Source organism: Variovorax sp. GW823-FHT04B03, assembly GCF_058796495.1.
The window spans coordinates 1,292,277-1,312,232 of record NZ_JBXAIT010000001.1 but is presented as its reverse complement, the minus strand read 5'-3'; the positions used below and the strand labels follow the sequence as shown (position 1 = coordinate 1,312,232).

19 protein-coding genes are annotated in these 19,956 nt (G+C 67.6%); 1 reads left to right on the top strand and 18 read right to left on the bottom strand.

What is annotated here, in order from left to right; translation table 11 throughout:
- Nucleotides 1–124: 124 nt before the first annotated feature.
- From AC1RAD_RS05955 to AC1RAD_RS05885, 15 genes are all read right to left on the bottom strand, one after another.
- Nucleotides 125–949, bottom strand: a complete 825-nt coding sequence (locus AC1RAD_RS05955; protein ID WP_492734170.1) for a DUF429 domain-containing protein — start codon at nt 947–949, stop codon at nt 125–127.
- A gap of 13 nt (nt 950–962) precedes the next feature.
- Nucleotides 963–1,844 carry a DMT family transporter gene (locus AC1RAD_RS05950; RefSeq protein WP_369631685.1) on the bottom strand — a complete coding sequence of 294 codons (882 nt, stop codon included), beginning with the start codon at nt 1,842–1,844 and terminating at the stop codon, nt 963–965.
- Between the two features lie 16 nt (nt 1,845–1,860).
- On the bottom strand, nt 1,861–2,283 hold the full coding sequence (locus AC1RAD_RS05945) for a BLUF domain-containing protein (protein ID WP_062477059.1): 423 nt from the start codon (nt 2,281–2,283) through the stop codon (nt 1,861–1,863).
- A 3-nt stretch (nt 2,284–2,286) separates the two neighbouring features.
- Nucleotides 2,287–3,018 carry a GTP cyclohydrolase I gene (gene folE / locus AC1RAD_RS05940; protein ID WP_095743929.1) on the bottom strand — a complete coding sequence of 244 codons (732 nt, stop codon included), beginning with the start codon at nt 3,016–3,018 and terminating at the stop codon, nt 2,287–2,289.
- A 73-nt stretch (nt 3,019–3,091) separates the two neighbouring features.
- Entirely contained in the window at nt 3,092–3,865 is a 774-nt protein-coding gene (locus AC1RAD_RS05935; protein ID WP_070063590.1) for an endonuclease/exonuclease/phosphatase family protein, read from the bottom strand.
- Nucleotides 3,862–4,335 (bottom strand): dihydroneopterin triphosphate diphosphatase, encoded by a 474-nt coding sequence (gene nudB / locus AC1RAD_RS05930; protein ID WP_492734169.1) that lies wholly within the window; start codon nt 4,333–4,335, stop codon nt 3,862–3,864. The genes AC1RAD_RS05935 and nudB overlap by 4 nt, the downstream gene beginning before the upstream one ends.
- Before the next feature lie 7 nt (nt 4,336–4,342).
- Nucleotides 4,343–6,151, bottom strand: a complete 1,809-nt coding sequence (aspS, locus tag AC1RAD_RS05925; protein WP_307584106.1) for an aspartate--tRNA ligase — start codon at nt 6,149–6,151, stop codon at nt 4,343–4,345.
- Between the two features lie 37 nt (nt 6,152–6,188).
- The gene (locus AC1RAD_RS05920; protein WP_062477045.1) at nt 6,189–6,821 is read right to left on the bottom strand and encodes a DUF502 domain-containing protein; all 633 of its coding nucleotides are present in this window, start codon (nt 6,819–6,821) and stop codon (nt 6,189–6,191) included.
- A 14-nt stretch (nt 6,822–6,835) separates the two neighbouring features.
- A complete protein-coding gene (locus AC1RAD_RS05915) occupies nt 6,836–7,177 on the bottom strand; it encodes an FmdB family zinc ribbon protein (protein ID WP_062477042.1) in 342 nt (113 codons plus the stop codon).
- Nucleotides 7,178–7,283: 106 nt separating this feature from the next.
- Nucleotides 7,284–8,732: a high affinity choline transporter 1 gene (locus AC1RAD_RS05910; protein WP_492734168.1), complete on the bottom strand. Its 1,449-nt coding sequence runs from the start codon at nt 8,730–8,732 to the stop codon at nt 7,284–7,286.
- A 19-nt stretch (nt 8,733–8,751) separates the two neighbouring features.
- On the bottom strand, nt 8,752–10,317 hold the full coding sequence (gene ubiB / locus AC1RAD_RS05905; protein WP_062477035.1) for a ubiquinone biosynthesis regulatory protein kinase UbiB: 1,566 nt from the start codon (nt 10,315–10,317) through the stop codon (nt 8,752–8,754).
- Complete coding sequence (locus tag AC1RAD_RS05900; RefSeq protein ID WP_062477123.1) at nt 10,314–10,871, bottom strand: ubiquinone biosynthesis accessory factor UbiJ; 558 nt, start codon at nt 10,869–10,871, stop codon at nt 10,314–10,316. The genes ubiB and AC1RAD_RS05900 overlap by 4 nt, the downstream gene beginning before the upstream one ends.
- 57 nt (nt 10,872–10,928) lie before the next feature.
- Nucleotides 10,929–11,933 carry a Tim44 domain-containing protein gene (locus AC1RAD_RS05895; protein WP_062477032.1) on the bottom strand — a complete coding sequence of 335 codons (1,005 nt, stop codon included), beginning with the start codon at nt 11,931–11,933 and terminating at the stop codon, nt 10,929–10,931.
- A gap of 41 nt (nt 11,934–11,974) precedes the next feature.
- Nucleotides 11,975–12,706, bottom strand: coding sequence for a bifunctional demethylmenaquinone methyltransferase/2-methoxy-6-polyprenyl-1,4-benzoquinol methylase UbiE (ubiE, locus tag AC1RAD_RS05890; protein WP_062477029.1), 732 nt, complete (start codon nt 12,704–12,706; stop codon nt 11,975–11,977).
- A 172-nt stretch (nt 12,707–12,878) separates the two neighbouring features.
- Nucleotides 12,879–13,292, bottom strand: coding sequence for a gamma-butyrobetaine hydroxylase family protein (locus AC1RAD_RS05885; RefSeq protein ID WP_062477026.1), 414 nt, complete (start codon nt 13,290–13,292; stop codon nt 12,879–12,881).
- 109 nt (nt 13,293–13,401) lie between these two features.
- On the opposite strand from AC1RAD_RS05885, the gene AC1RAD_RS05880 reads away from it, so the two are divergent.
- Nucleotides 13,402–14,193, top strand: a complete 792-nt coding sequence (locus AC1RAD_RS05880; protein ID WP_492734167.1) for a hypothetical protein — start codon at nt 13,402–13,404, stop codon at nt 14,191–14,193.
- Between the two features lie 15 nt (nt 14,194–14,208).
- Here the strand turns inward: AC1RAD_RS05880 and AC1RAD_RS05875 are convergent, their stop codons facing one another.
- The 3 genes from AC1RAD_RS05875 to serA all read right to left on the bottom strand — a co-directional run bounded on the left by AC1RAD_RS05875 (nt 14,209) and on the right by serA (nt 19,894).
- Nucleotides 14,209–14,646 (bottom strand): HIT family protein, encoded by a 438-nt coding sequence (locus AC1RAD_RS05875; RefSeq protein ID WP_369631680.1) that lies wholly within the window; start codon nt 14,644–14,646, stop codon nt 14,209–14,211.
- Nucleotides 14,643–18,521 carry a DUF3683 domain-containing protein gene (locus AC1RAD_RS05870; protein ID WP_492734166.1) on the bottom strand — a complete coding sequence of 1,293 codons (3,879 nt, stop codon included), beginning with the start codon at nt 18,519–18,521 and terminating at the stop codon, nt 14,643–14,645. Before AC1RAD_RS05870 ends, AC1RAD_RS05875 begins: the two co-directional genes overlap by 4 nt.
- Before the next feature lie 140 nt (nt 18,522–18,661).
- Nucleotides 18,662–19,894 (bottom strand): phosphoglycerate dehydrogenase, encoded by a 1,233-nt coding sequence (gene serA / locus AC1RAD_RS05865; protein ID WP_070063599.1) that lies wholly within the window; start codon nt 19,892–19,894, stop codon nt 18,662–18,664.
- Between the last annotated feature and the right edge of the window lie 62 nt (nt 19,895–19,956).

Sequence of the window (19,956 nt, the reverse complement as noted above, 5' to 3'; positions counted from 1 at the left end):
CTGCGGTCGGAATGGGTGCATGGACCGGCTTGGTCCACGCCAGTCAATCTAGTCCCCACCGCCTGCGCCCGGGTGTCGCCGCAGGCCCGAAGCGCTGTAGGACAAGCAAGCGACGGCAGGCGGCTCAGGCGCTGACGATCCAGCCTTCGAGCGGGTCCATGGATCCCGGCAATCCGTAGCCCGGCCCGGGGCTGCCGGCGCGCTGCTGGGCCCAGGCGGCCTGCAGCAGGCACAGCACCGCATCGAGTTCGTCGCCCTTGGCGTCGGCGCGCAGCCCGTCGCGCTGCGCGGCCGTGAGTTGGAGGCGCAGGCCGAGCCGCGTGCGTCCGGCCTCGAGCGCGGCCAGCAGGTCGGCGCGCGCGGCTTCGCGCTCGGGCGACTGGCGCGCGAGGTCGTCGCTCTTGTAGCTGCGCCGGCCGATCAGCTCGCGGGCCAGCAGGCCGGGATACGCCTCCAGCGCGATGCGCTCCTTGTGCGTGCCCGCGTGCAGGCCCGGCAAGGTGGCGCCGACGGCGAGCAGGCGCGGCACACCGGCGTGCAGCATGTAGGCCACCGGCGGGTTCACCCACTTCATCGACGGGCTCGAGCCCGCCGGCGCATCGGTCGCACGGTGCGCGAACTTGCCGCCGACCGGACGCGCCGCGCAGAAGGCGGCGAAGGTGTCGCGGATTTCGGCGCGGCTCAGGCCGGCGTAGTGGGCGATCAGCGCATCCCATGCGGTGGGCCACTGCAGGTGCTCGACCAGTTCGCGCGGCAGGCCGAAGGGAAAGTCGAAACCGCCGACCCAGGCGGGCGTGCTGCTGTCGAGCCACTGGCCCCAGGCGTCGAGCGTGGCGAAGCGGTGCAAGCCGGTCAGCGTGACGGCGTCCGGGCCGGCCAGCTCGCCGACGGCCACAACGACGGGTTTGCGGGCGGTCGGTGCGCTAGAGAAATCGCAGCCGAAGAGCATCGCCCGCCTTCGGTCAACCCAGTGCGAGCGCGATCACGCCGGCCGCGATGAACAGCGCACCCAGCAGCCGCAGCATGCGGTCGCCTTCGCGCAGCAGGTGCCCGCCGATCAGCGCGGCGAACAGCATCGACACCTCGCGCGCCGGCGCGACGTGCGAGATGGGCGCCTGCTGCACCGCGTACAGCACCAGCACGTACGAGACGGGGCTGATCGCCGCCACCAGCAGCGCGTACTTCCACTGCTCACGCCACATGCGCGCGGTGGTCGCGCGGTCCTGCAGCGCGGCGGGAAGCAGCAGCACAAGACGCACGAAGTTGCTCATGTAGTCGAGCAGGATCGGCGACATGGCGAGGAACTTGACGGCGTAGCTGTCGGTGACCGTGTAGGCCGCGATGAAGGCGCCGGTCAGCACACCGTAGCGCATGCCCTTGTGCACGCGTTCGCGCTGCACCGGGTCATGCTTCTTGTGAAAGAGGCGCGGGCCGCCGGCCACCAGGAACACGCCGAGCACCACGCCGAAGATGCCGGCCACGCCGACGAGGCTGATCTTCTCGCCCAGGAACAGGATCGCGACCAGCGACGACAGCAGCGGCCCCGAGCCGCGCGCCAGCGGGTAGACCACCGTGAGATCGGACTTGCGGTAGCCGCGCAGCAGCACGACGTAGTAGAAGACGTGCAGCACGCCGCTCAGCACGATGAAGGCCCACTCCTTCGTGCCCCAGGTCGGCACGACGCTCCAGCCGAGCGTGATGCCCACGGGCGCCCACACCACGGCCATGAACACGCCGCTCTGGAACGCGAAGCGCGAATCGCCGTTCGCCTTCTTGGCGGCGATGTTCCAGCTGGCGTGGATGACGCCAGCCAGCAGGATCAGTGCGAACGCGGAAAGGGGCACCCCGGTCGAACCGGGATCAGTGGCGGCCGACGATGGCGGCGGTGGCCATCAGTTCTTCGAGCAGCGCGAGCGAGACCTTGCCCGAGACCTTGTACGGGTCGAGTTCGGGCTTCTCGGAGTACTTCAGCAGCGTCGAGGCATTGAGCTTGGAGAGGTTGACCTGCCCCATCGTCCAGCCGCCGAAACGGCGCTCGGAGATTTCTTCGTAGTGCAGCAGCACCACGTCCTTGTGGCGCGGATCGCGCTGGATGTGGCCGTAGAGGTCGCTGATGGCGTCGCGACCACCCTCGATCGCCTGCAGGAAGGTGCCGGCGCCGTAGCAGAGGATGCCCGTGATGCCGCAGGCCGGGTTGTGCGTGCGCGATTTCGCGAGGATCGCCTCGATGGCCTCGGGGCTGGTATCGACGGCGCGACTGGCGTAGAGAAGTCGGACCAGCATGGCTCAGCTCTTTCGTGGCAGGAGGGAGAGGAATTCGCGGCGCAGGCTCGGGTCTTTCAGGAACACGCCGCGCATGACGGAGTTGATCATCTTGCTGTCCATTTCCTTCACGCCGCGCCAGGCCATGCAGAAGTGCTCGGCCTCCATGACCAGCGCCAGGCCGTCGGGCTGCGTCTTTTCCTGGATCAGGTCGGCCAGCTGCACCACGGCTTCTTCCTGGATCTGCGGACGGCCCATGACCCATTCGGCCAGGCGTGCGTACTTGGACAGGCCGATCACGTTGGTGTGCTCGTTGGGCATCACGCCGATCCACAGCTTGCCGATGATCGGGCAGAAGTGGTGCGAGCAGGCGCTGCGCACGGTGATCGGGCCGACGATCATCAGCTCGTTCAGGTGCTCGGCGTTGGGAAACTCGGTGAGCGGAGGCGCCGGCACGTAGCGGCCGCGGAACACCTCGTTGAGGTACATCTTGGCCACGCGGCGCGCGGTGTTGTCGGTGTTGTGGTCGTTCTCGACATCGATGACCAGGCTCTCGAGCACGGCCTTCATCTTGACCTCGACCTCGTCGAGCAGCGACTCCAGTTCGCCCGGCTGGATGAACTCGGCGATGTTGTCGTTGGCGTTGAAACGCTTGCGCGCTGCATTCAGTCGCTCGCGGATCTTGACGGAGACGGGGGTGCCCTCGTCATCGTCTTTTCGATCGGGAAGCGGTTCGACGTCGGTTTTCCTCAGCATGGCGGGGATCGTACCAGTGAATGGCCCCAGGGGATTCGGGCTGCAACGCCCGCCCCTTCTCGGAGCAATGCTATCAATTAGGTAGCGCGAAGTCGGCTACCAGCGGAAGGTGGTCGGACATGCGGGCCCAGATGGGACCCCGCGGCACGTTGCAGGCCAGCGGTTCGAGCTGGCGGCCGTAGACGAAATCCAGCTGCGTCACGGGCAGCCGCGAGGGGTACGTGAGCGTGCGCGGGCCGCGCAGGTCGCTGGTGTCGCGCAGGCCCATGGCGTTCATGGCGTAGCGCATGCGCGCGCCCCAGTCGTTGAAATCGCCGGCCACCACCACGGCCTCGTCGGCCGGCACCTCGCGCTCGATGAACTCGCGCAGCCGGGCCACCTGCCGCACGCGGCTGCCCTTGATGAGCCCCAGGTGCACCACGATGGCGTGCACCCGGCGCCCTTCGATGTCGATCACGGCATGCAGCAGGCCGCGCTGCTCGAAGCGGTGGTCGGAGATGTCCTGGTGGCCAGTGCGGATCACCGGCCAGCGCGTGAGCAGCGCGTTGCCGTGCTCGCCATGGCGCGTGACGGCGTTGGTCTCGTAGACGGCCGTGTAGCCCTCGGGCGCCAGAAAGTCGGCCTGCGGCAGCTCGGGCCAGCGCGGAAAGCGGGCAGCGGCCTGGCGGTTCATCTTGCGCACTTCCTGCAGGCAGACGATGTCGGCGTCGAGCTGCTCGATGGCGTGGCCCAGGTTGTGGATCTCGAGCCGACGCGCCGGCCCGATCCCCTGCACACCCTTGTGGATGTTGTAGGTCGCGACCCGGAGGTTCTGCGTTGCTGCTGCTGCGGCGGCCGGTGGGTTCATCGCGCAAATTCTGGCAGCAACAGAATGGCTTCGGCGTTCGACGGGGAAAAGCAGGCGTCGGCCGCCTCGTGGTACGGCAGCCATTGCCAGTCGGTGTGCTCGCGCGGATCGAGCACGGGCGTCAGGCGTTCGGGCACGCACAGGCCGAACAGGTGCTCGGTGTTGTGGGTGACGCCGGGTTCGTAGCGCGCGCGCCAGCCGGGGTAGATCTCGTAGACGTTGCGCAGCTGCCAGTCGACCAGTTGCGACGCCAGCGGCGTGCCCTCGCCGCACTGGATGCCGGTTTCCTCGGCCACCTCGCGCGCCGCGGTGAGCGCCAGCGGCTCATCGAGGGCATCCTTGCTGCCGGTGACCGATTGCCAGAACTCGTGGGCATCGGCGCGCCGGATCAGCAGCACGTCGAGCACGGGCGTGTGGATCACGACCAGCACCGACTCGGGGATCTTCCAGGGTCGGGTGCCAGTCGTCATGCCGGCATCAGGCTGCGGCTTGGGGCGTGTTGCGCAGCTTGATGTGCAGTTCGCGCAGTTGCTTCTCGTCGACCGGGCTCGGCGCCTGCGTCAGCAGGTCTTGCGCGCGCTGGGTCTTGGGGAACGCGATCACGTCGCGGATCGACTCGGCGCCGGTCATGAGCATGACCAGGCGGTCCAGGCCGATGGCGATGCCGCCGTGCGGCGGGGCGCCGTACTGCAGCGCGTCCAGCAGGAAGCCGAACTTGAGCTGCGCGTCCTCGGCGCTGATCTTGAGCGCGCGGAACACCTTGCTCTGCACTTCCTCGCGGTGGATACGCACCGAACCGCCGCCCATCTCGATGCCGTTGAGCACCATGTCGTAGGCCTTGGCGATGCACTTCTCGGGTGCGGTGTCCATGAGGTCTTCATGGCCGTCCTTCGGTGCGGTGAACGGGTGGTGCACGGCACTCCAGCGCTGGCCTTCCTCGTCGAACTCGAACATCGGGAAGTCGACCACCCACAGCGGTGCCCAGCGGTCGTCGAACAGGCCCGCCTTCTTGCCGAAGGCGCTGTGGCCGATCTTCACGCGCAGCGCGCCGATGGCGTCGTTGACGACCTTTTCCTTGTCAGCACCGAAGAACAGGATGTCGCCGTTGCGCGCACCCGTGCGGGCGATGATCTCGGCCAGCGTGGCGTCGTCCAGGTTCTTGACGATCGGGCTTTGCAGGCCTTCGCGGCCGGCGGCGGCGTCGTTGACCTTGATGTAGGCCAGGCCCTTGGCGCCGTAGATCTTCACGAACTCCTGGTACGCGTCGATCTCGCCGCGCGACAGGCCGCCCTCGGCACCGCCGCCGGGCACGCGCAGCGCGACCACGCGGCCGCCGGCCATGGTGGCGGCGTTGGAGAACACCTTGAACTCGACGCGCTTCATCAGCTCGGTGAGTTCGGTGAACTCGAGCTTCACGCGCAGGTCGGGCTTGTCCGAGCCGTACTTGAACATCGCGTCGGCGTAGCTCATGGTCGGGAACACCGGCAGGTCGATGTCCGCGGCGTTGCGGAACACGTTGCGGATCATGCCTTCGAACATCTCGCGGATTTCTTCTTCGGCGAGGAACGAGGTCTCGATGTCGATCTGCGTGAATTCAGGCTGGCGGTCGGCGCGCAGGTCTTCGTCGCGGAAGCACTTCACGATCTGGTAGTAGCGGTCGTAGCCGGCCACCATCAGCAGCTGCTTGAACAGCTGGGGCGACTGCGGCAGCGCGAAGAAGCTGCCGTCGTGCACGCGGCTGGGCACGAGGTAGTCGCGCGCGCCTTCAGGCGTGGACTTGCCCAGCATCGGCGTCTCGATGTCGATGAAGCCGTTGGCATCGAGGAACTTGCGCGTTTCCATCGTCACCTTGTAGCGCAGCATCATGTTGCGCTGCATGGCCGGGCGGCGCAGGTCGAGCACGCGGTGCGTGAGGCGGGTGGTTTCCGACAGGTTGTCGTCGTCCAGCAGGAACGGGGGCGTGACCGAGGGGTTCAGCACCTTCAGTTCGTGGCACAGCACTTCGATCTTGCCGCTCTTGAGACTGTCGTTGGTCGTGCCTTCGGGGCGCGCGCGCACCAGGCCGGTGATCTGCACGCAGAACTCGTTGCGCAGGTTCTCGGCCACGGCGAAGGTCGAGGCGCGGTCGGGGTCGCACACCACCTGCACGTAGCCTTCGCGGTCGCGCACGTCGATGAAGATCACGCCGCCGTGGTCGCGGCGACGGTTGACCCACCCGCACAGGGTGACGGTCTGGCCCAACAGGGCTTCGGTCACAAGACCGCAATAGTGAGTACGCATGGCCATAGAGATGACTTCCGGCGCCGTCGTGGCGCGTTCGTTTTTATGAGTTGGATGGCTTGATCGCCACCGAGGAGGGGCCGCCTGGAACGACCACGCCCATCGAGACGATGTACTTGAGCGCTTCGTCCACGCTCATCTTCAGTTCGACGCAGTCACTGCGCTTGAGCATGACGAAGTAGCCGCCCGTGGGGTTGGGCGTGGTCGGCACGTAGACGCTGAGGAATTCCTCACTGCCCAGGTACTCGGCCACCTCGTTGCCCGGCGCGCCGGTCACGAAGGCAATGGTCCACACGCTCTCGCGCGGCCACTGGATCAGCACTGCCGTGCGGAATGCGTTGCCGTTCTCGGAGAACAGCGTGTCCGACACCTGCTTGACGCTCGAGTAGATCGAGCGCACGACCGGAATGCGGCGCACCACGGCGTCGCCCCAGCCGAGCAGGCGCTTGCCGACGAAGTTGCTCGCAATGGCACCGACCACCAGCAGGATGGCCAGCGTGAGCAGCACACCGAGCCCGCGGATGTTGTTGTCGTAGAGCCAGCGCTGCCATGCGCCCGGCAGCACCCACAGCGTCTGGTCGAGCGTGTCGATGATCCACTTCAGCACCGCCAGGGTGATGAACAGCGGAACGATCACCAGCAAGCCGGAGAACAACCATTTGCGCAGGGCGGACATGGGAGAGGGTTCCGTCAGTCGCCGCTCTTGGCGGCAGCCGTTGCAGCGGGGGCCGGCGCGGGAGCGGGCGCCGGTGCGGGGCTGGAGGCGGGGGACGAAGAAGAAGCGTCGGCCGATTTGGCGCCGTCGCCGGACGCAGCGGGCGCGGTGGCGGCCTCGGACTTCTTGCCGCCGCCCTCGCGGAAGTCGGTCACGTACCAGCCCGAGCCCTTGAGCTGGAAGCCGGCGGCCGTGACCTGCTTTTCAAATGCGCTCGCACCGCATTCCGGGCACACCGAGAGCGGCGTGTCCGACATCTTCTGCAGAACGTCCTTGGCAAAGCCGCAGGAACTGCACTTGTAGGCGTAAATGGGCATGGGAAATCGGGGGTGGGAATGAGCGACGCAGCTGCCGCTCGCAAAGCCCTCGATTATAGGGGCGCCCCCGCCCGCAGGGGCCGTGGGGGCGCGGCCCAGCCCGCCGTCAGGCCGGCTCGGTCGCCAGGAGGCGGTGCGGCGTGTGAGTGTTCGCTATCCATTGCGGCAGCAGCGAGCCGATGACCATGCCCGCGAAGGAGGACAGCACGCCCGCCAGCTGGGCCGGGAAGGCGGTACCCCAGGGCATGGCCATGAACAGCAGCCAGACGCCGATGCCCCCCACGATCGAGGCGATGGCGCCCTGGGTGGTGGCGCGGCGCCAGTACAGGCCGCACACCAGCGGCACGAAGGCCCCGACCAGCGGCACCTGGTAGGCGCCCGAGACCAGTTCGTAGATCGGCGTGCCCTGCATGCGGATCGCGTAGGCCAGCACGGCGGCGCTGAACAGCAGCACCGTGATGCGCATGGTCATCAGGTTCTCGCGGTCGGTGCCGGCGGGACGGAACTGGCGCCAGATGTTCTCGGTGAAGGTGACGCTGGGCGCCAGCAGGGTGGCCGAGGCGGTCGACTTGATGGCCGACAGCAGCGCGCCGAAGAACAGCACCTGCATCACGAAGGGCATCTTCTGCAGCACCAGCGTGGGCAGCACCTTCTGCGGATCTTCCTTGAGCAGCACCGCCACCTCCTCCGGCATGATCAGCAGCGCGCTGGCCACGAGGAACATCGGCACGAAGGCGAACAGGATGTAGGCCACGCCGCCGATCACCGGCCCGCGCGTGGCGGCCTTGACGCCGTTGGCCGACATCACGCGCTGGAACACGTCCTGCTGCGGAATGGAGCCCAGCATCATCGTGATGGCCGCGGCAAAGAAGAACACCATGTCGTGCCAGTTGGGCTCGGGCCAGAACTTGAAGAGGTCCTTGCTGACCGCGAAGGCCACCACCTTGTCGGCGCCGCCGGCCATGTCGCCCGCGAACATCGCGATCACCGCGAGGCCGACGACCAGGATGATCATCTGGATGAAGTCGGTCACGGCCACCGACCACATGCCGCCGAACAGCGTGTAGGCCAGGATCGAGACCACGCCGATCACCATGCCCAGCGGGATGCTGATGGCGCCGGCCGACAGCACGTTGAACACCAGCCCCAGCGCCGTGACCTGCGCCGACACCCAGCCCAGGTAGCTCAGCATGATGATCAGCGAACAGGCCACTTCCACGCTGCGGCCGTAGCGCTCGCGGTAGTAGTCGCTGATGGTCAGGAGCGTCATGCGGTACAGCTTGCCCGCGAAGAACAGGCCCACCAGGATCAGGCAGGTGCCCGCGCCGAACGGGTCTTCGACCACGCCGCTGAGGCCGCCCTCGATGAACTTGGCCGGAATGCCGAGCACCGTCTCGGACCCGAACCAGGTCGCGAAGGTGGTCGTGATGATCATGAACAGCGGCAGGTGCCGCCCCGCGATCGCGAAGTCGGTGGTGTTCTTCACCCGTTTGGCCGCATACAGGCCGATGGCGATGGTGACCAGCAGATAGACGATGACCAGCGTCAACAACACGGCGAAACTCCTCCAGCCTCTAGAACAAACGCACGCGCACCAGCACTTGCATGGCGAGCAACCCCAGGACGAATCCGATGCCGCCATAGAGGATGGCCTGCAGCAGCCGGTTGGTGCGCTTCTGCGCGGCCAGCAGCTCCTGCAACTCGCGGCGGTGATCGGGCGGCCGATTTTCCAGGAAATCGTGCAGCAAACGCGGCAATTGCGGCAGCAATTTCGCGTAGCGCGGCGCCTCGGCCCGCAACTGCTGGAACAGCTTCTTCGGCCCGATCTGGTCGATCATCCACTTCTCGAGGAAGGGCTTGGCCGTGGCCCAGAGGTCGAGCTCGGGGTCGATGCTGCGGCCCAGGCCCTCGATGTTCAGCAGGGTCTTCTGCAGCAGCACGAGCTGCGGCTGGATCTCGACATGGAAGCGGCGCGAGGTCTGGAACAGGCGCATCAGCACCATGCCCAGCGAAATCTCCTTCAGCGGCCGGTCGAAGTACGGCTCGCACACCGTGCGGATCGCGGCCTCGAGCTCGTCGATGCGCGTGCCCTGCGGCACCCAGCCGCTCTCCAGGTGCAGCTCGGCCACGCGCTTGTAGTCGCGCCGGAAGAAGGCCGCGAAGTTCTGCGCGAGGTACTCCTTGTCGGACTCGGTGAGCGTGCCGATGATGCCGAAGTCGAGCGAGATGTAGCGCCCGAAGGTCTCGGGCGCCAGGCTCACCTGGATGTTGCCCGGGTGCATGTCGGCATGGAAGAAGCCGTCGCGGAACACCTGCGTGAAGAAGATCGTCACGCCGTCGCGCGCCAGCTTGGGAATGTCGACGCCGGCAGCGCGCAGCTTGTCGATCTGCGCAATGGGCACGCCGTTCATGCGCTCCATCACGATCACCTCGGGGTGGCAGAAGTCCCAGAACATCTCGGGGATCAGCACCAGGTCGAGCGAGGCCATGTTGCGGCGCAGCTGCGCAGCGTTGGCAGCCTCGCGCACGAGGTCGAGCTCGTCGTGCAGGTACTTGTCGAACTCGCCGACCACCTCGCGCGGCTTCAGGCGCTTGCCGTCGGGCGAGAGCTTCTCGATCCAGCCGGCCATCATGGCCATGAGGGCCAGGTCCTTCTCGATCACGCCGCGCATGTTTGGGCGCAGCACCTTCACCGCCACGTCGCGGATCTCGCCCTGGTTGGTGCGGATGGTCGCGAAGTGCACCTGCGCGATCGAGGCGCTGGCGATGGGCGTTTCGTCGAACTGCACGAACACGTCGCTCACCGGGCGGCGGAAGGCGCGCTCGATGGTCGCGACCGCCACCGCCGAGGGGAACGGCGGCACGCGGTCCTGCAGGAAGGCCAGCTCATCGGCGATGTCGGGCGGCAGCAGGTCGCGCCGCGTGGACAGCACCTGGCCGAACTTCACGAAGATGGGGCCCAGCCGCTCCAGCGCCTCGCGCAGGCGCTGGCCGCGCGGCGCGTCAAGGTTGCGTCCGATGGAGACGATGCGCGCCACCACGCGCAGCCAGGGCTTCTGGAAGCTCGTGAGCACGAGCTCGTCCAGGCCATAGCGCAGTGCGACCCAGACGATGAACAGGCCGCGATAGAAGCGACTCATTCGGCGTGGCCCGCCGCACCGCCGGCACGGGCCGAGCGGTCGCCGACGAACTGGCGCAGCGCGCCCACCACGCGGCGCACGCCATTGCCCAGCGTGTGCGCGGGCACATCGCCGATCACGCGGGCCAGGTCGTCCTCGACGTCCCAGCGCACGTGGTCGACCAGCCAGTTGACCTCGGCCGCGAGCTGCACGTCGCCGACGATCTGCACGGAAGGCTTGTCGCCCCGCAGCGTGGCGCGGGCAATGTCGAAGGGGGAGTCATCGATCACGGTGAGCGTGAGTTCGGGCGTGGAGCCGGCAGGTGCCAGGTCGAGCAGGCCGGCCGGCGTGGCCACCAGTTCCATCGTCACGAAGCGCCACTGGAAGCGCACCACCCTGCCCTGCTGGCGCAGCAGCCGCTGCTGCGCTTCGGGTTCCTGCTGCAGCACGTGGTTCAGGAACAGGACCGCGCGGTGCTGGATCTCGTGGACGGCCCAGGCCGGCGGTTGCAGGCGTTCGCCGATGCGGTTGAACAGGTCGCCGAGCAAAGAAAAAGGGGACGATGGTGTAGCCATGGTCCCCATTATCCCGTCAGTGCTACGGCCGGGTGACGGCCGTGGCTCAGGTTTTTGTCACTGCAGCGCTTGCACACCTGCCACCAGCCAGCCAGCGCTGCCGGTCTTGGTCATGTTCCAGACTTCGCGGAACGGGGCCGGGCCCGCCGAGGCGTCTTCGCGGATCATGCCGGAGAACTCCACGCTCGCCATGTAGGCGTCGGGCAGCTCTTCGATGCCCAACAGCTTGGCGTCGAGCATCACGACTTCGGTCTTGTTGAGCGCACCGCCCGTGTGGCTGGCGCGGTCGGCCAGCTGCGTGCGGATCTCTTCGACCATGCTGTCGGTCATCATGGAACGCAGCATCGACACGTCGGCGCGGTCCCAGGCGTCTTGCAGGGTCACGAAGTTGCGCTTGGCGGCGGTGAGGAAACCGTCGGCATCGAAGCCCGCGGGGATGCCCCAGGACTGCGAACCGGCCAGTGCCGAACCGATCATGCTGCCGCCGGCTGCGGCACCCGCGGCCGAGAGGCTGCTGCCGTGCGATGCCGGCGCGGCGTCGAACGCCGCGGCGTTGCGCTCCCACGGCCGTGCCGAGGCGTCGTTGCCGACGTTGGCCGGGCTGTACTGTGCCGGTGCGCGTGCATCGGCGGGGCTGCCGGCGCCCTGGAAGGCGAAAGCGCCCTGGCGGTTGGCGTTGCCCGACGACGCGGCCGAGCGCGCCTTGAAGATGCGCCACACCGCGAGCGCGGCAAAAGCCAGCAGCGCGATCAGCAGGATGTTGGCGAAGCCGGCACCCAGGCCGAGCGAATTCGCGAGCCATGCCAGGCCCAGGCCGGCGGCCAGGCCGCCGAGCATCGCGCCCCACGGACGCTTCGGCGCAGCGGCGGCGGGCGTTGCGGGCTTGGGCGCCGCATTGGTCGCGTTCTGCTGCGCGGGGGCCGCGGGCTGCGTGGCCTGGCGCTGCGTCACGTTGGACGACTGGCGACCGACGGACTTGCCGCCACCCATGCGAGCAGCTTCCGCCTGAACGCTCACCAGCACCAGTGCTGCTGCCAAGAACAAAGAACCCAAACTCTTCATGCCGTCTCCTCTTGAGCGAAAAATTCGCGTCGTCATCGTGATCAACACTTGATTCCAACATGGAGGGCAGCAATTCCCCCCGTCATGTTGTGATAGTCCACATGTCCGAAACCGCCCTCTTTCATGAGGGTCTTGAGCTCCTCTTGCGAGGGATGCATCCGGATCGATTCGGCCAGGTAGCGGTAGCTCGCATCGTCGCCGGCCACGAGCTTGCCCAGGCGCGGCAGCACGTTGAACGAATACCAGTCGTAGGCCTTCGTGAGCGGCTTGGCGACCTTCGAGAACTCGAGCACCAGCAGCTTGCCGCGCGGCTTGAGCACGCGGTTCATCTCCTTGAGTGCGATGTCCTTGTGCGTCATGTTGCGCAGGCCGAAGGCCACGGTGACCACGTCGAAGTGGTCGTCGGGAAAGGGCAGCTTCTCGGCGTCGCAGACCGTGGTGGGCAGCACCACGCCGGCGTCGAGCAGGCGGTTGCGGCCGGTGCGCAGCATGGCTTCGTTGATGTCGGTATGGACCACCTGGCCCGTGGCGCCGACCTTCTTCGAGAAGGCGAGCGCGAGGTCGCCGGTGCCGCCCGCGATGTCGAGCACGCGCGAGCCTTCGCCCACGTTCGCGACCATCACGGTGTAGGCCTTCCAGGCCCGGTGCAGTCCGGCCGACATCAGGTCGTTCATGATGTCGTAGCGCGAGGCCACCGAGTCGAAGACGCCGCGAACGCGTTGCGCCTTCTCGCTTTCGTCGACTTTCTCGAAGCCGAAGTGGGTTGTACTCATGCGCTGGATGTTAGGCCGGAAGGCATTCCTTCAAGGCGACGACCCCGCGGGCACGGCGGACATTTGTTGCTTTTTCCTCCAACGGAGGGCCGCCGCAACGCGCGTCTTTGCTGTGTGTAAGGCTATCTTTTCAATAGCAACAGGGTATGTTTACCCTCGGTTCCGGCGACGCTCAGTGGCTGCTGCAGGCGTGGCCGCCCTTGTCGGCCATCGGGGCGTCGCGGTCCACGCCGGCCGCGGCCAGGCGCCGCTCGTAGTCGGCCCACAGCTCGGCTTGCCGCGCGCCCAGGTCGTACAGCAGGCTCCAGGTGTAGATGCCGGAGTTGTGGCCGTCGCTGAAGGCCGGCTGCACGGCGTAGTTGCCCACCGGCTCCAGCCCGACCAGGTCGACATCGCGCTTGCCGGTCTGCAGCACCTCCTGCCCCGGGCCGTGGCCCTGCACTTCGGCCGACGGCGAGTAGATGCGCATCAGCTCGAAGGGGATGCGGAAGGTGGCGCCGTCCGAGAAGCCGACCTCGAGCACGCGCGACTGCCCGTGCACGGTGATCGATTGGGGCGTCGGCGCGCCGGCTTGCAAACCTGCCATGGGGAATCCGTTCGGAAGAAGAAGAGAAAAAGAGAAAAGGGGTGGGACTCGCGCAGTATGCCGCGCAGCCCGCGCCAGCGTGCCGGCCGCCTGCGCTTAGCATCGCTGCATGCCGTCACGCACACGCTTTCCCCTCCTCCTGTCGCGCCCGAACCAGGCCGCCCTCGTCCTCTGCGCCGCGCTCGCGGGCACCGCCCTCGCCCCACCGGCCCATGCCTTCTGGGGCCTGATCGGCAAAGCGGCAGGCAAGGCCGCGACCGCCGGCAAGGCGGCCGGTGTGGCGGGCAAGGGCGCAGCAGTCGGCGCCGGTGCGGTGGCAGCCGAAGGTGCCACCGGCGTGGCCGCCAAGGGCGCGATGGCGCTGGGCGACGACGCCGCGCATGCCGCCCAGGCCGGCTCGCGCGGCTTCGGCGGCGCGCATGAACTGAGCACCGTGAACGCCGCGCTGCCACCCGAGGTCGCGGCCTACCTTGCCAAGCCGGCGAAGGAGCTCACGCCCAAGGACACGTCGTTCATGATGGACAGCTACCGGCAGATGGTCGAGCGCGCTGGCAAGAGCGGCGACTTCACCGCCGTCGAGCGCATGCCGACCTCGGCGGGCATCGCGCGCACGCTGCCTGCGGAGCCGGTCAAGGCTGCAGCAACACCGCAGCCGACGACCACTGCAGCGACCGCGTCACCCGGCAGCTCGGGCGCACTGCCCTTCCACGCGGTGCGCCTGCTGGCCCACGCCGCACATGCGGGCAACAAGAGCGCGCAGGCCGAGCTCGATCGCGTGTGCAGGGATGGCAGCGTGGCCTCGAAGCGCTTCTCGAAGGAAACGCGCGCCACGCCGGAATTCAAACAGGCCTGCGCGGACCGCAAGGCAGGCAGCGCGACGCGCACCGCCGCGGCCAACTAAGAAGAAACGAAGGCCTCAGGCCAGCGTCGCCAGCCGACGGACCATGTCGGCCTCCGCCTGCGGCAGCAGCGCCTGCACGGCGGCCAGCCGCTCGGCCGGCGCGGTCCGTTGCACGGCAGCCCAGACCGAACCGGGGAAATGGCTGTCCCAGTCGAAGCGCGCGATCACATGCCAGTGCAGGTGCGCCACCATGTTGCCGAGCGCGGCGATGTTGAGCTTGGTGGGCGCCAGCGCGTCGCGCAGGCACTGCTCCACGCGCACCACGGCTTCCATGCACAGCACGCGGTCGGCCGCGTCGAGGTCGGAGAACTCCGCCGCATGGTCTTGCCACACCACGCGGTAGAAGGCCGGAAAGCCTTCTTCCTGTGCATGGATGACACGCAGCTTCGCGCCTTCGAACACGATGCGCCCGCCGGGCGCGTCGCACAGCGGGCAACCGGCCACCGCCGTCATACGAGCACCCGCTCGATGCCGCCCTGGTTGGCGGCGGCCACGTAGTTCGGCATCCAGTCGTCGCCGAGCAGCTTGTTCGCCATCTCGACCACGATGTAGTCGGCTTCGAGCAGGCCGTTGTTCAGGTCGTTGCCGTAGCGCGAGAGGCCTTGCAGACAGCTCGGGCAGCTGGTGAGGATCTTCACGTTGTCGGTCGCGCCAACATTGCCGCTCTCGCGCAGCGCGGCCTCGCCCTTCTTCAGCTCTTCCTCCTTGCGGAAGCGGATCTGCGTCGAGATGTCGGGCCGCGACACGCCCAGCGTGCCCGACTCGCCGCAGCAGCGGTCGTTCTTGAGCACGTTGTCGCCGACCAGCGCCTTCACGGTCTTCATCGGGTCCTGCTGCTTCATCGGCGAATGGCAGGGGTCGTGGTACAGGTAGCCGCCACCGCCCGCATCGGCCAGGGTGATGCCCTTTTCGAGCAGGTACTCGTGGATGTCGATGATCCGGCAGCCCGGGAAGATCTTGTCGAACTGGTAGCCCTGCAACTGGTCGTAGCAGGTGCCGCAGCTCACCACCACCGTCTTGATGTCGAGGTAGTTGAGCGTGTTGGCGACGCGGTGGAAGAGCACGCGGTTGTCCGTGATCATCTTCTCGGCCTTGTCGAACTGGCCGCTGCCGCGCTGCGGGTAGCCGCAGCACAGGTAGCCCGGCGGCAACACCGTCTGCACGCCCGCATGCCAGAGCATCGCCTGCGTGGCCAGGCCCACCTGCGAGAACAGCCGCTCCGACCCGCAGCCCGGGAAGTAGAAGACCGCCTCGGTTTCCGAGGTGGTCGTCTTCGGGTCACGGATGATCGGCACGTAGTCCGCATCCTCGATGTCGAGCAGCGCGCGCGCCGTCTTCTTCGGCAGGTTGCCCGGCATCTTCTTGTTGATGAAGTGGATCACCTGCTCCTTGATGGGCGCAGGCCCCAGCGTGGCCGGCGGCGCGCCGGTCTGCTTCTTCGCGAGGCCGCGCAGCAGGTCGTTGGCCAGGCGCTGCGCCTTGAAGCCGATGCCCACCATGCCCGCGCGCACCGCCTTGATGGTCTGCGGGTTGGTCGCGTTCAGGAAGAACATGGCGGCCGCGTTACCAGGGCGGAAGCTCTTCTGGCCCATCTTGCGCAGCAGGTTGCGCATGTTCATCGACACGTCGCCGAAGTCGATCTTCACGGGGCACGGCGTGAGGCACTTGTGGCACACGGTGCAGTGGTCGGCCACGTCCTCGAACTCTTCCCAGTGCTTGATGCTGATGCCGCGCCGGGTCTGCTCCTCGTAGAGGAAGGCCTCGACCAGCAGCGAGGTCGCCAGGATCTTGTTGCGCGGGCTGTAGAGCAGGTTGGCGCGCGGCACATGGGTGGCGCACACCGGCTTGCACTTGCCGCAGCGCAGGCAGTCCTTCACGCTGTCGGCGATGGCACCGATGTCGCTCTGCTGCATGATCAGCGACTCGTGCCCCATGAGGCCGAAGCTCGGCGTGTAGGCGTTGGTCAGGTCGGCGTGCAGGGTCTGCGCTTGGCCGGCCGGCGCGCGCAGCAGCTTGCCCTTGTTGAAGCGGCCCTCGGGGTCGACCCGGGCCTTGTACTCGGTGAAGGGGCGCAGCTCTTCGTCGGTGAGGAACTCGAGCTTGGTGATGCCGATGCCGTGCTCGCCCGAGATCACGCCGTCCAGGCTGCGTGCCAGCGCCATGATGCGCACCACCGCGGCATGCGCGGTCTGCAGCATCTCGTAGTTGTCGCTGTTGACGGGCAGGTTGGTGTGCACGTTTCCGTCGCCCGCATGCATGTGCAGCGCGACCCACACGCGGCCCTTGAGCACCTGCTTGTGGATGGCCGTGCACTCGGCCAGGATCGGCCCGAACTCGGCGCCCGAAAAAATCTCCTGCAGCGGCTGGCGCAGCTGGGTCTTCCAGCTGGCGCGCAGCGTGTGGTCCTGCAGCTGCGGGAACAGCGCGTCGACGTTCTGCAGCCAGCCGGCCCACAGCGCGCGCACGTCGTGCACCAGCGCCACGGCCTGCGCCACGCGGTCTTCGAGCAGCTCGGCCGCCGGAATCTCGTGCGCGTCGTCGGTCTTGCCCAGCGGCAGGTTGCCGCGCGTGAGGAAGGCTTCGAGCGCGTCGGTGAGCGCGAGCTTGTTCTGCAGCGACAGCTCGATGTTGATGCGCTCGATGCCGTCACTGTACTCGGCCATGCGCGGCAGCGGGATCACCACGTCTTCGTTGATCTTGAAGGCGTTGGTGTGCTTGCTGATGGCCGCCGTGCGCTTGCGGTCGAGCCAGAATTTCTTGCGCGCCTCGGGGCTGATGGCGATGAAGCCTTCGCCGCTGCGCGAGTTGGCGATGCGCACCACTTCCGAGGTGACGCGGGCCACCGCATCGGCGTCGTCGCCGGCGATGTCGCCGAACAGCACCATCTTGGGCAGGCCGCCGTGCTTCTTCGACTTGGTGGCGTAGCCCACGGCCTTGAGGTAGCGGTCGTCCAGGTGCTCGAGGCCGGCCAGCAGCACGCCCGAGCGCTTCTGCTCGGCGAACATGAAGTCCTTGATCTCGACGATGCTGGGCACCGCATCCTTGGCGTTGCCGAAGAATTCGAGGCACACGGTGCGCGTGTGCGCCGGCATCTTGTGCACCACCCAGCGGCAGCTGGTGATGAGGCCGTCGCAGCCCTCTTTCTGGATGCCCGGCAGGCCCGAGAGGAACTTGTCGGTCACGTCCTTGCCCAGGCCTTCCTTGCGGAAGGTCTTGCCGGGAATGTCGAGGCGCTCGGTGCGCAGCGGGGTCTTGCCGTCGGCGGCGTAGTACTGCAGTTCGAACACGGCGCTCTCGGCGTCGTGGATCTTGCCCAGGTTATGGCCAACGCGCGTGACTTCAAGCCATTCGGCCTGCGGCGTGACCATGCGCCACGAGGCGAGGTTGTCCAGCGCCGTGCCCCACAGCACGGCCTTCTTGCCGCCGGCGTTCATGGCGACGTTGCCGCCGACGCACGAGGCCTCGGCGGAGGTGGGATCGACCGCGAACACGAAGCCCGCGCGCTCGGCCGCGTCGGCCACGCGCTGCGTGACCACGCCGGCCTCGGTCCAGATGGTGGGCACGGGCGCGGCCAGGCCGGGCAGCGCGACGTGCTCGACCTCGGTCATGGCCTCGAGCTTCTCGGTATTGATGACCACGCTCTTCCAGGTCAGCGGGATCGCGCCGCCGGTGTAGCCGGTGCCGCCGCCGCGCGGAATGATGGTCAGGCCCAGCTCGATGCAGCCCTTGACCAGCAGCGCCATCTCGGCCTCGGTGTCGGGGCACAGAACGACGAAGGGGTACTCGACGCGCCAGTCGGTGGCGTCGGTCACGTGCGACACGCGCGAGAGGCCGTCGAACTTGATGTTGTCCTTGGCCGTGAGCCGGCCCAGCACGCGGGTGGCCTTGCGGCGCAGCGCGGCGACGTCGCGGAAGGTGTCGTCGAAGGCGGCGACGGCCTGGCTGACGAGCCCGGTGAGCTCGCCCACCAGCTGGTCGCGCGGCAGGTCGCTGTCGGGGGTGCGGCGCTTCTGCACCTCGCCCAGGCGGTGGCGCAGGGCGTCGACCAGCTGGCCGCGGCGGCGCGGGTTGTCGAGCAGGTCGTCGACGAGGTAGGGGTTGCGCTGCACCACCCAGATGTCGCCCAGCACCTCGTAGAGCATGCGCGCCGATCGGCCGGTGCGGCGCTCGGCGCGCAGGGTCTGCAGCAGGTCCCAGCCGCGCTCGCCCAGGAGGCGAATCACGATCTCCCGGTCGGAGAAGCTGGTGTAGTTGTAGGGGATCTCGCGCAGTCGTACAGGCTCTGCGGCCTGTGACAACAGCGTATTCAACGCGGTCGGAGCATTCATCGGGTGGGGCCCTTGGCCAGGCGCTGCGCGCCCATGTAGCCGGGGGGTCGATTTTAGGGCAGGCCCCGGGGGCTTTGCCGTGCCCGGCCGCTATTCCCTATCGCGGCCCTATTGCGGGGCCCGCAGGGGCCCCGTCGGGCTCAGAACAGCACGCGGCTGCGGATCGTCCCGCCTACCTTCGCCAGCTTTTCCAGCGCCAGGTCGGACGAGGCGGCGTCGATGTCCATCACGACGTAGCCGATCTTCTCGTTGGTCTGCAGGAACTGGGACGAGATGTTGATGTTGTTGTCCGAGAAGATCTTGTTGATCTCGGACAGCACGCCCGGCACGTTGCGGTGGATGTGCAGCAGGCGGTGCTTGCCGGGGTGCGCCGGCAGCGCCACCTCGGGGAAGTTGACCGACGAGGTCGAGGTGCCGTTGTCGCTGTACTTGACCAGCTTCTCGGCCACTTCGAGCCCGATGTTGGCCTGCGCCTCCATGGTCGAGCCGCCGATGTGCGGCGTGAGGATCACGTTGTCCAGCCCGCGCAGCGGCGACTGGAACTCGTCCTTGTTGGTGCGCGGCTCGACCGGGAACACGTCGATGGCGGCGCCCAGCAGCTTCTTGCTCTTGAGGGCCTCGGCCAGCGGCTCGATCTCGACCACGGTGCCGCGCGAGGCGTTCAGCAGGATGGCGCCCGGCTTCATGGCGGCGATCTCGGCCGCGCCGATCATCCATTGCGTGGCCTGGGTCTCGGGCACGTGCAGGGTCACGATGTCGCTCTGGCCCAGCAGCTGGTGCAGCTCGCGCACCTGGCGGGCGTTGCCCAGCGGCAGCTTGGTGACCACGTCGTAGAAGGCCACGTGCATGCCCAGCGCCTCGGCCAGCACCGACAGCTGCGCGCCGATGGAGCCGTAGCCCACGATGCCCAGCGTCTTGCCGCGGATCTCGAAGGCGTTCTCGGCCGACTTGAGCCAGCCGCCGCGGTGCGCCACGGCGCTTTTCTCGGGCACGCCGCGCAGCAGCAGGATGGCTTCGGCCAGCACCAGCTCGGCCACCGAGCGGGTGTTGGAATACGGCGCGTTGAACACGGCCACGCCGTGTTCGCGGGCGGCTTCGAGGTCGACCTGGTTGGTGCCGATGCAGAAGCACCCGGCGGCCACCAGCTTGTGGGCGGCAGCGAACACCTCGGCCGTCAGCTGGGTGCGCGAGCGGATGCCCACGAAGTGCACGTCGGCGATCTTGGCCTTGAGTTCGGCGTCGGGCAGCGCACCCGGCAGCGACTCGATGTTGGTGTAGCCGGCGGCGCGCAGCACCTCCACGGCCGAGGGGTGGATGCCTTCGAGCAAAAGGAACTTGATCCTGCTTTTGTCGAGGGAGGTTTTGCTGCTCATGGCGTACTCAAGGAAGCCCCGGCCATGGCGACAAGCTAGGCCAAAAAAGGGAGGGCGATGCT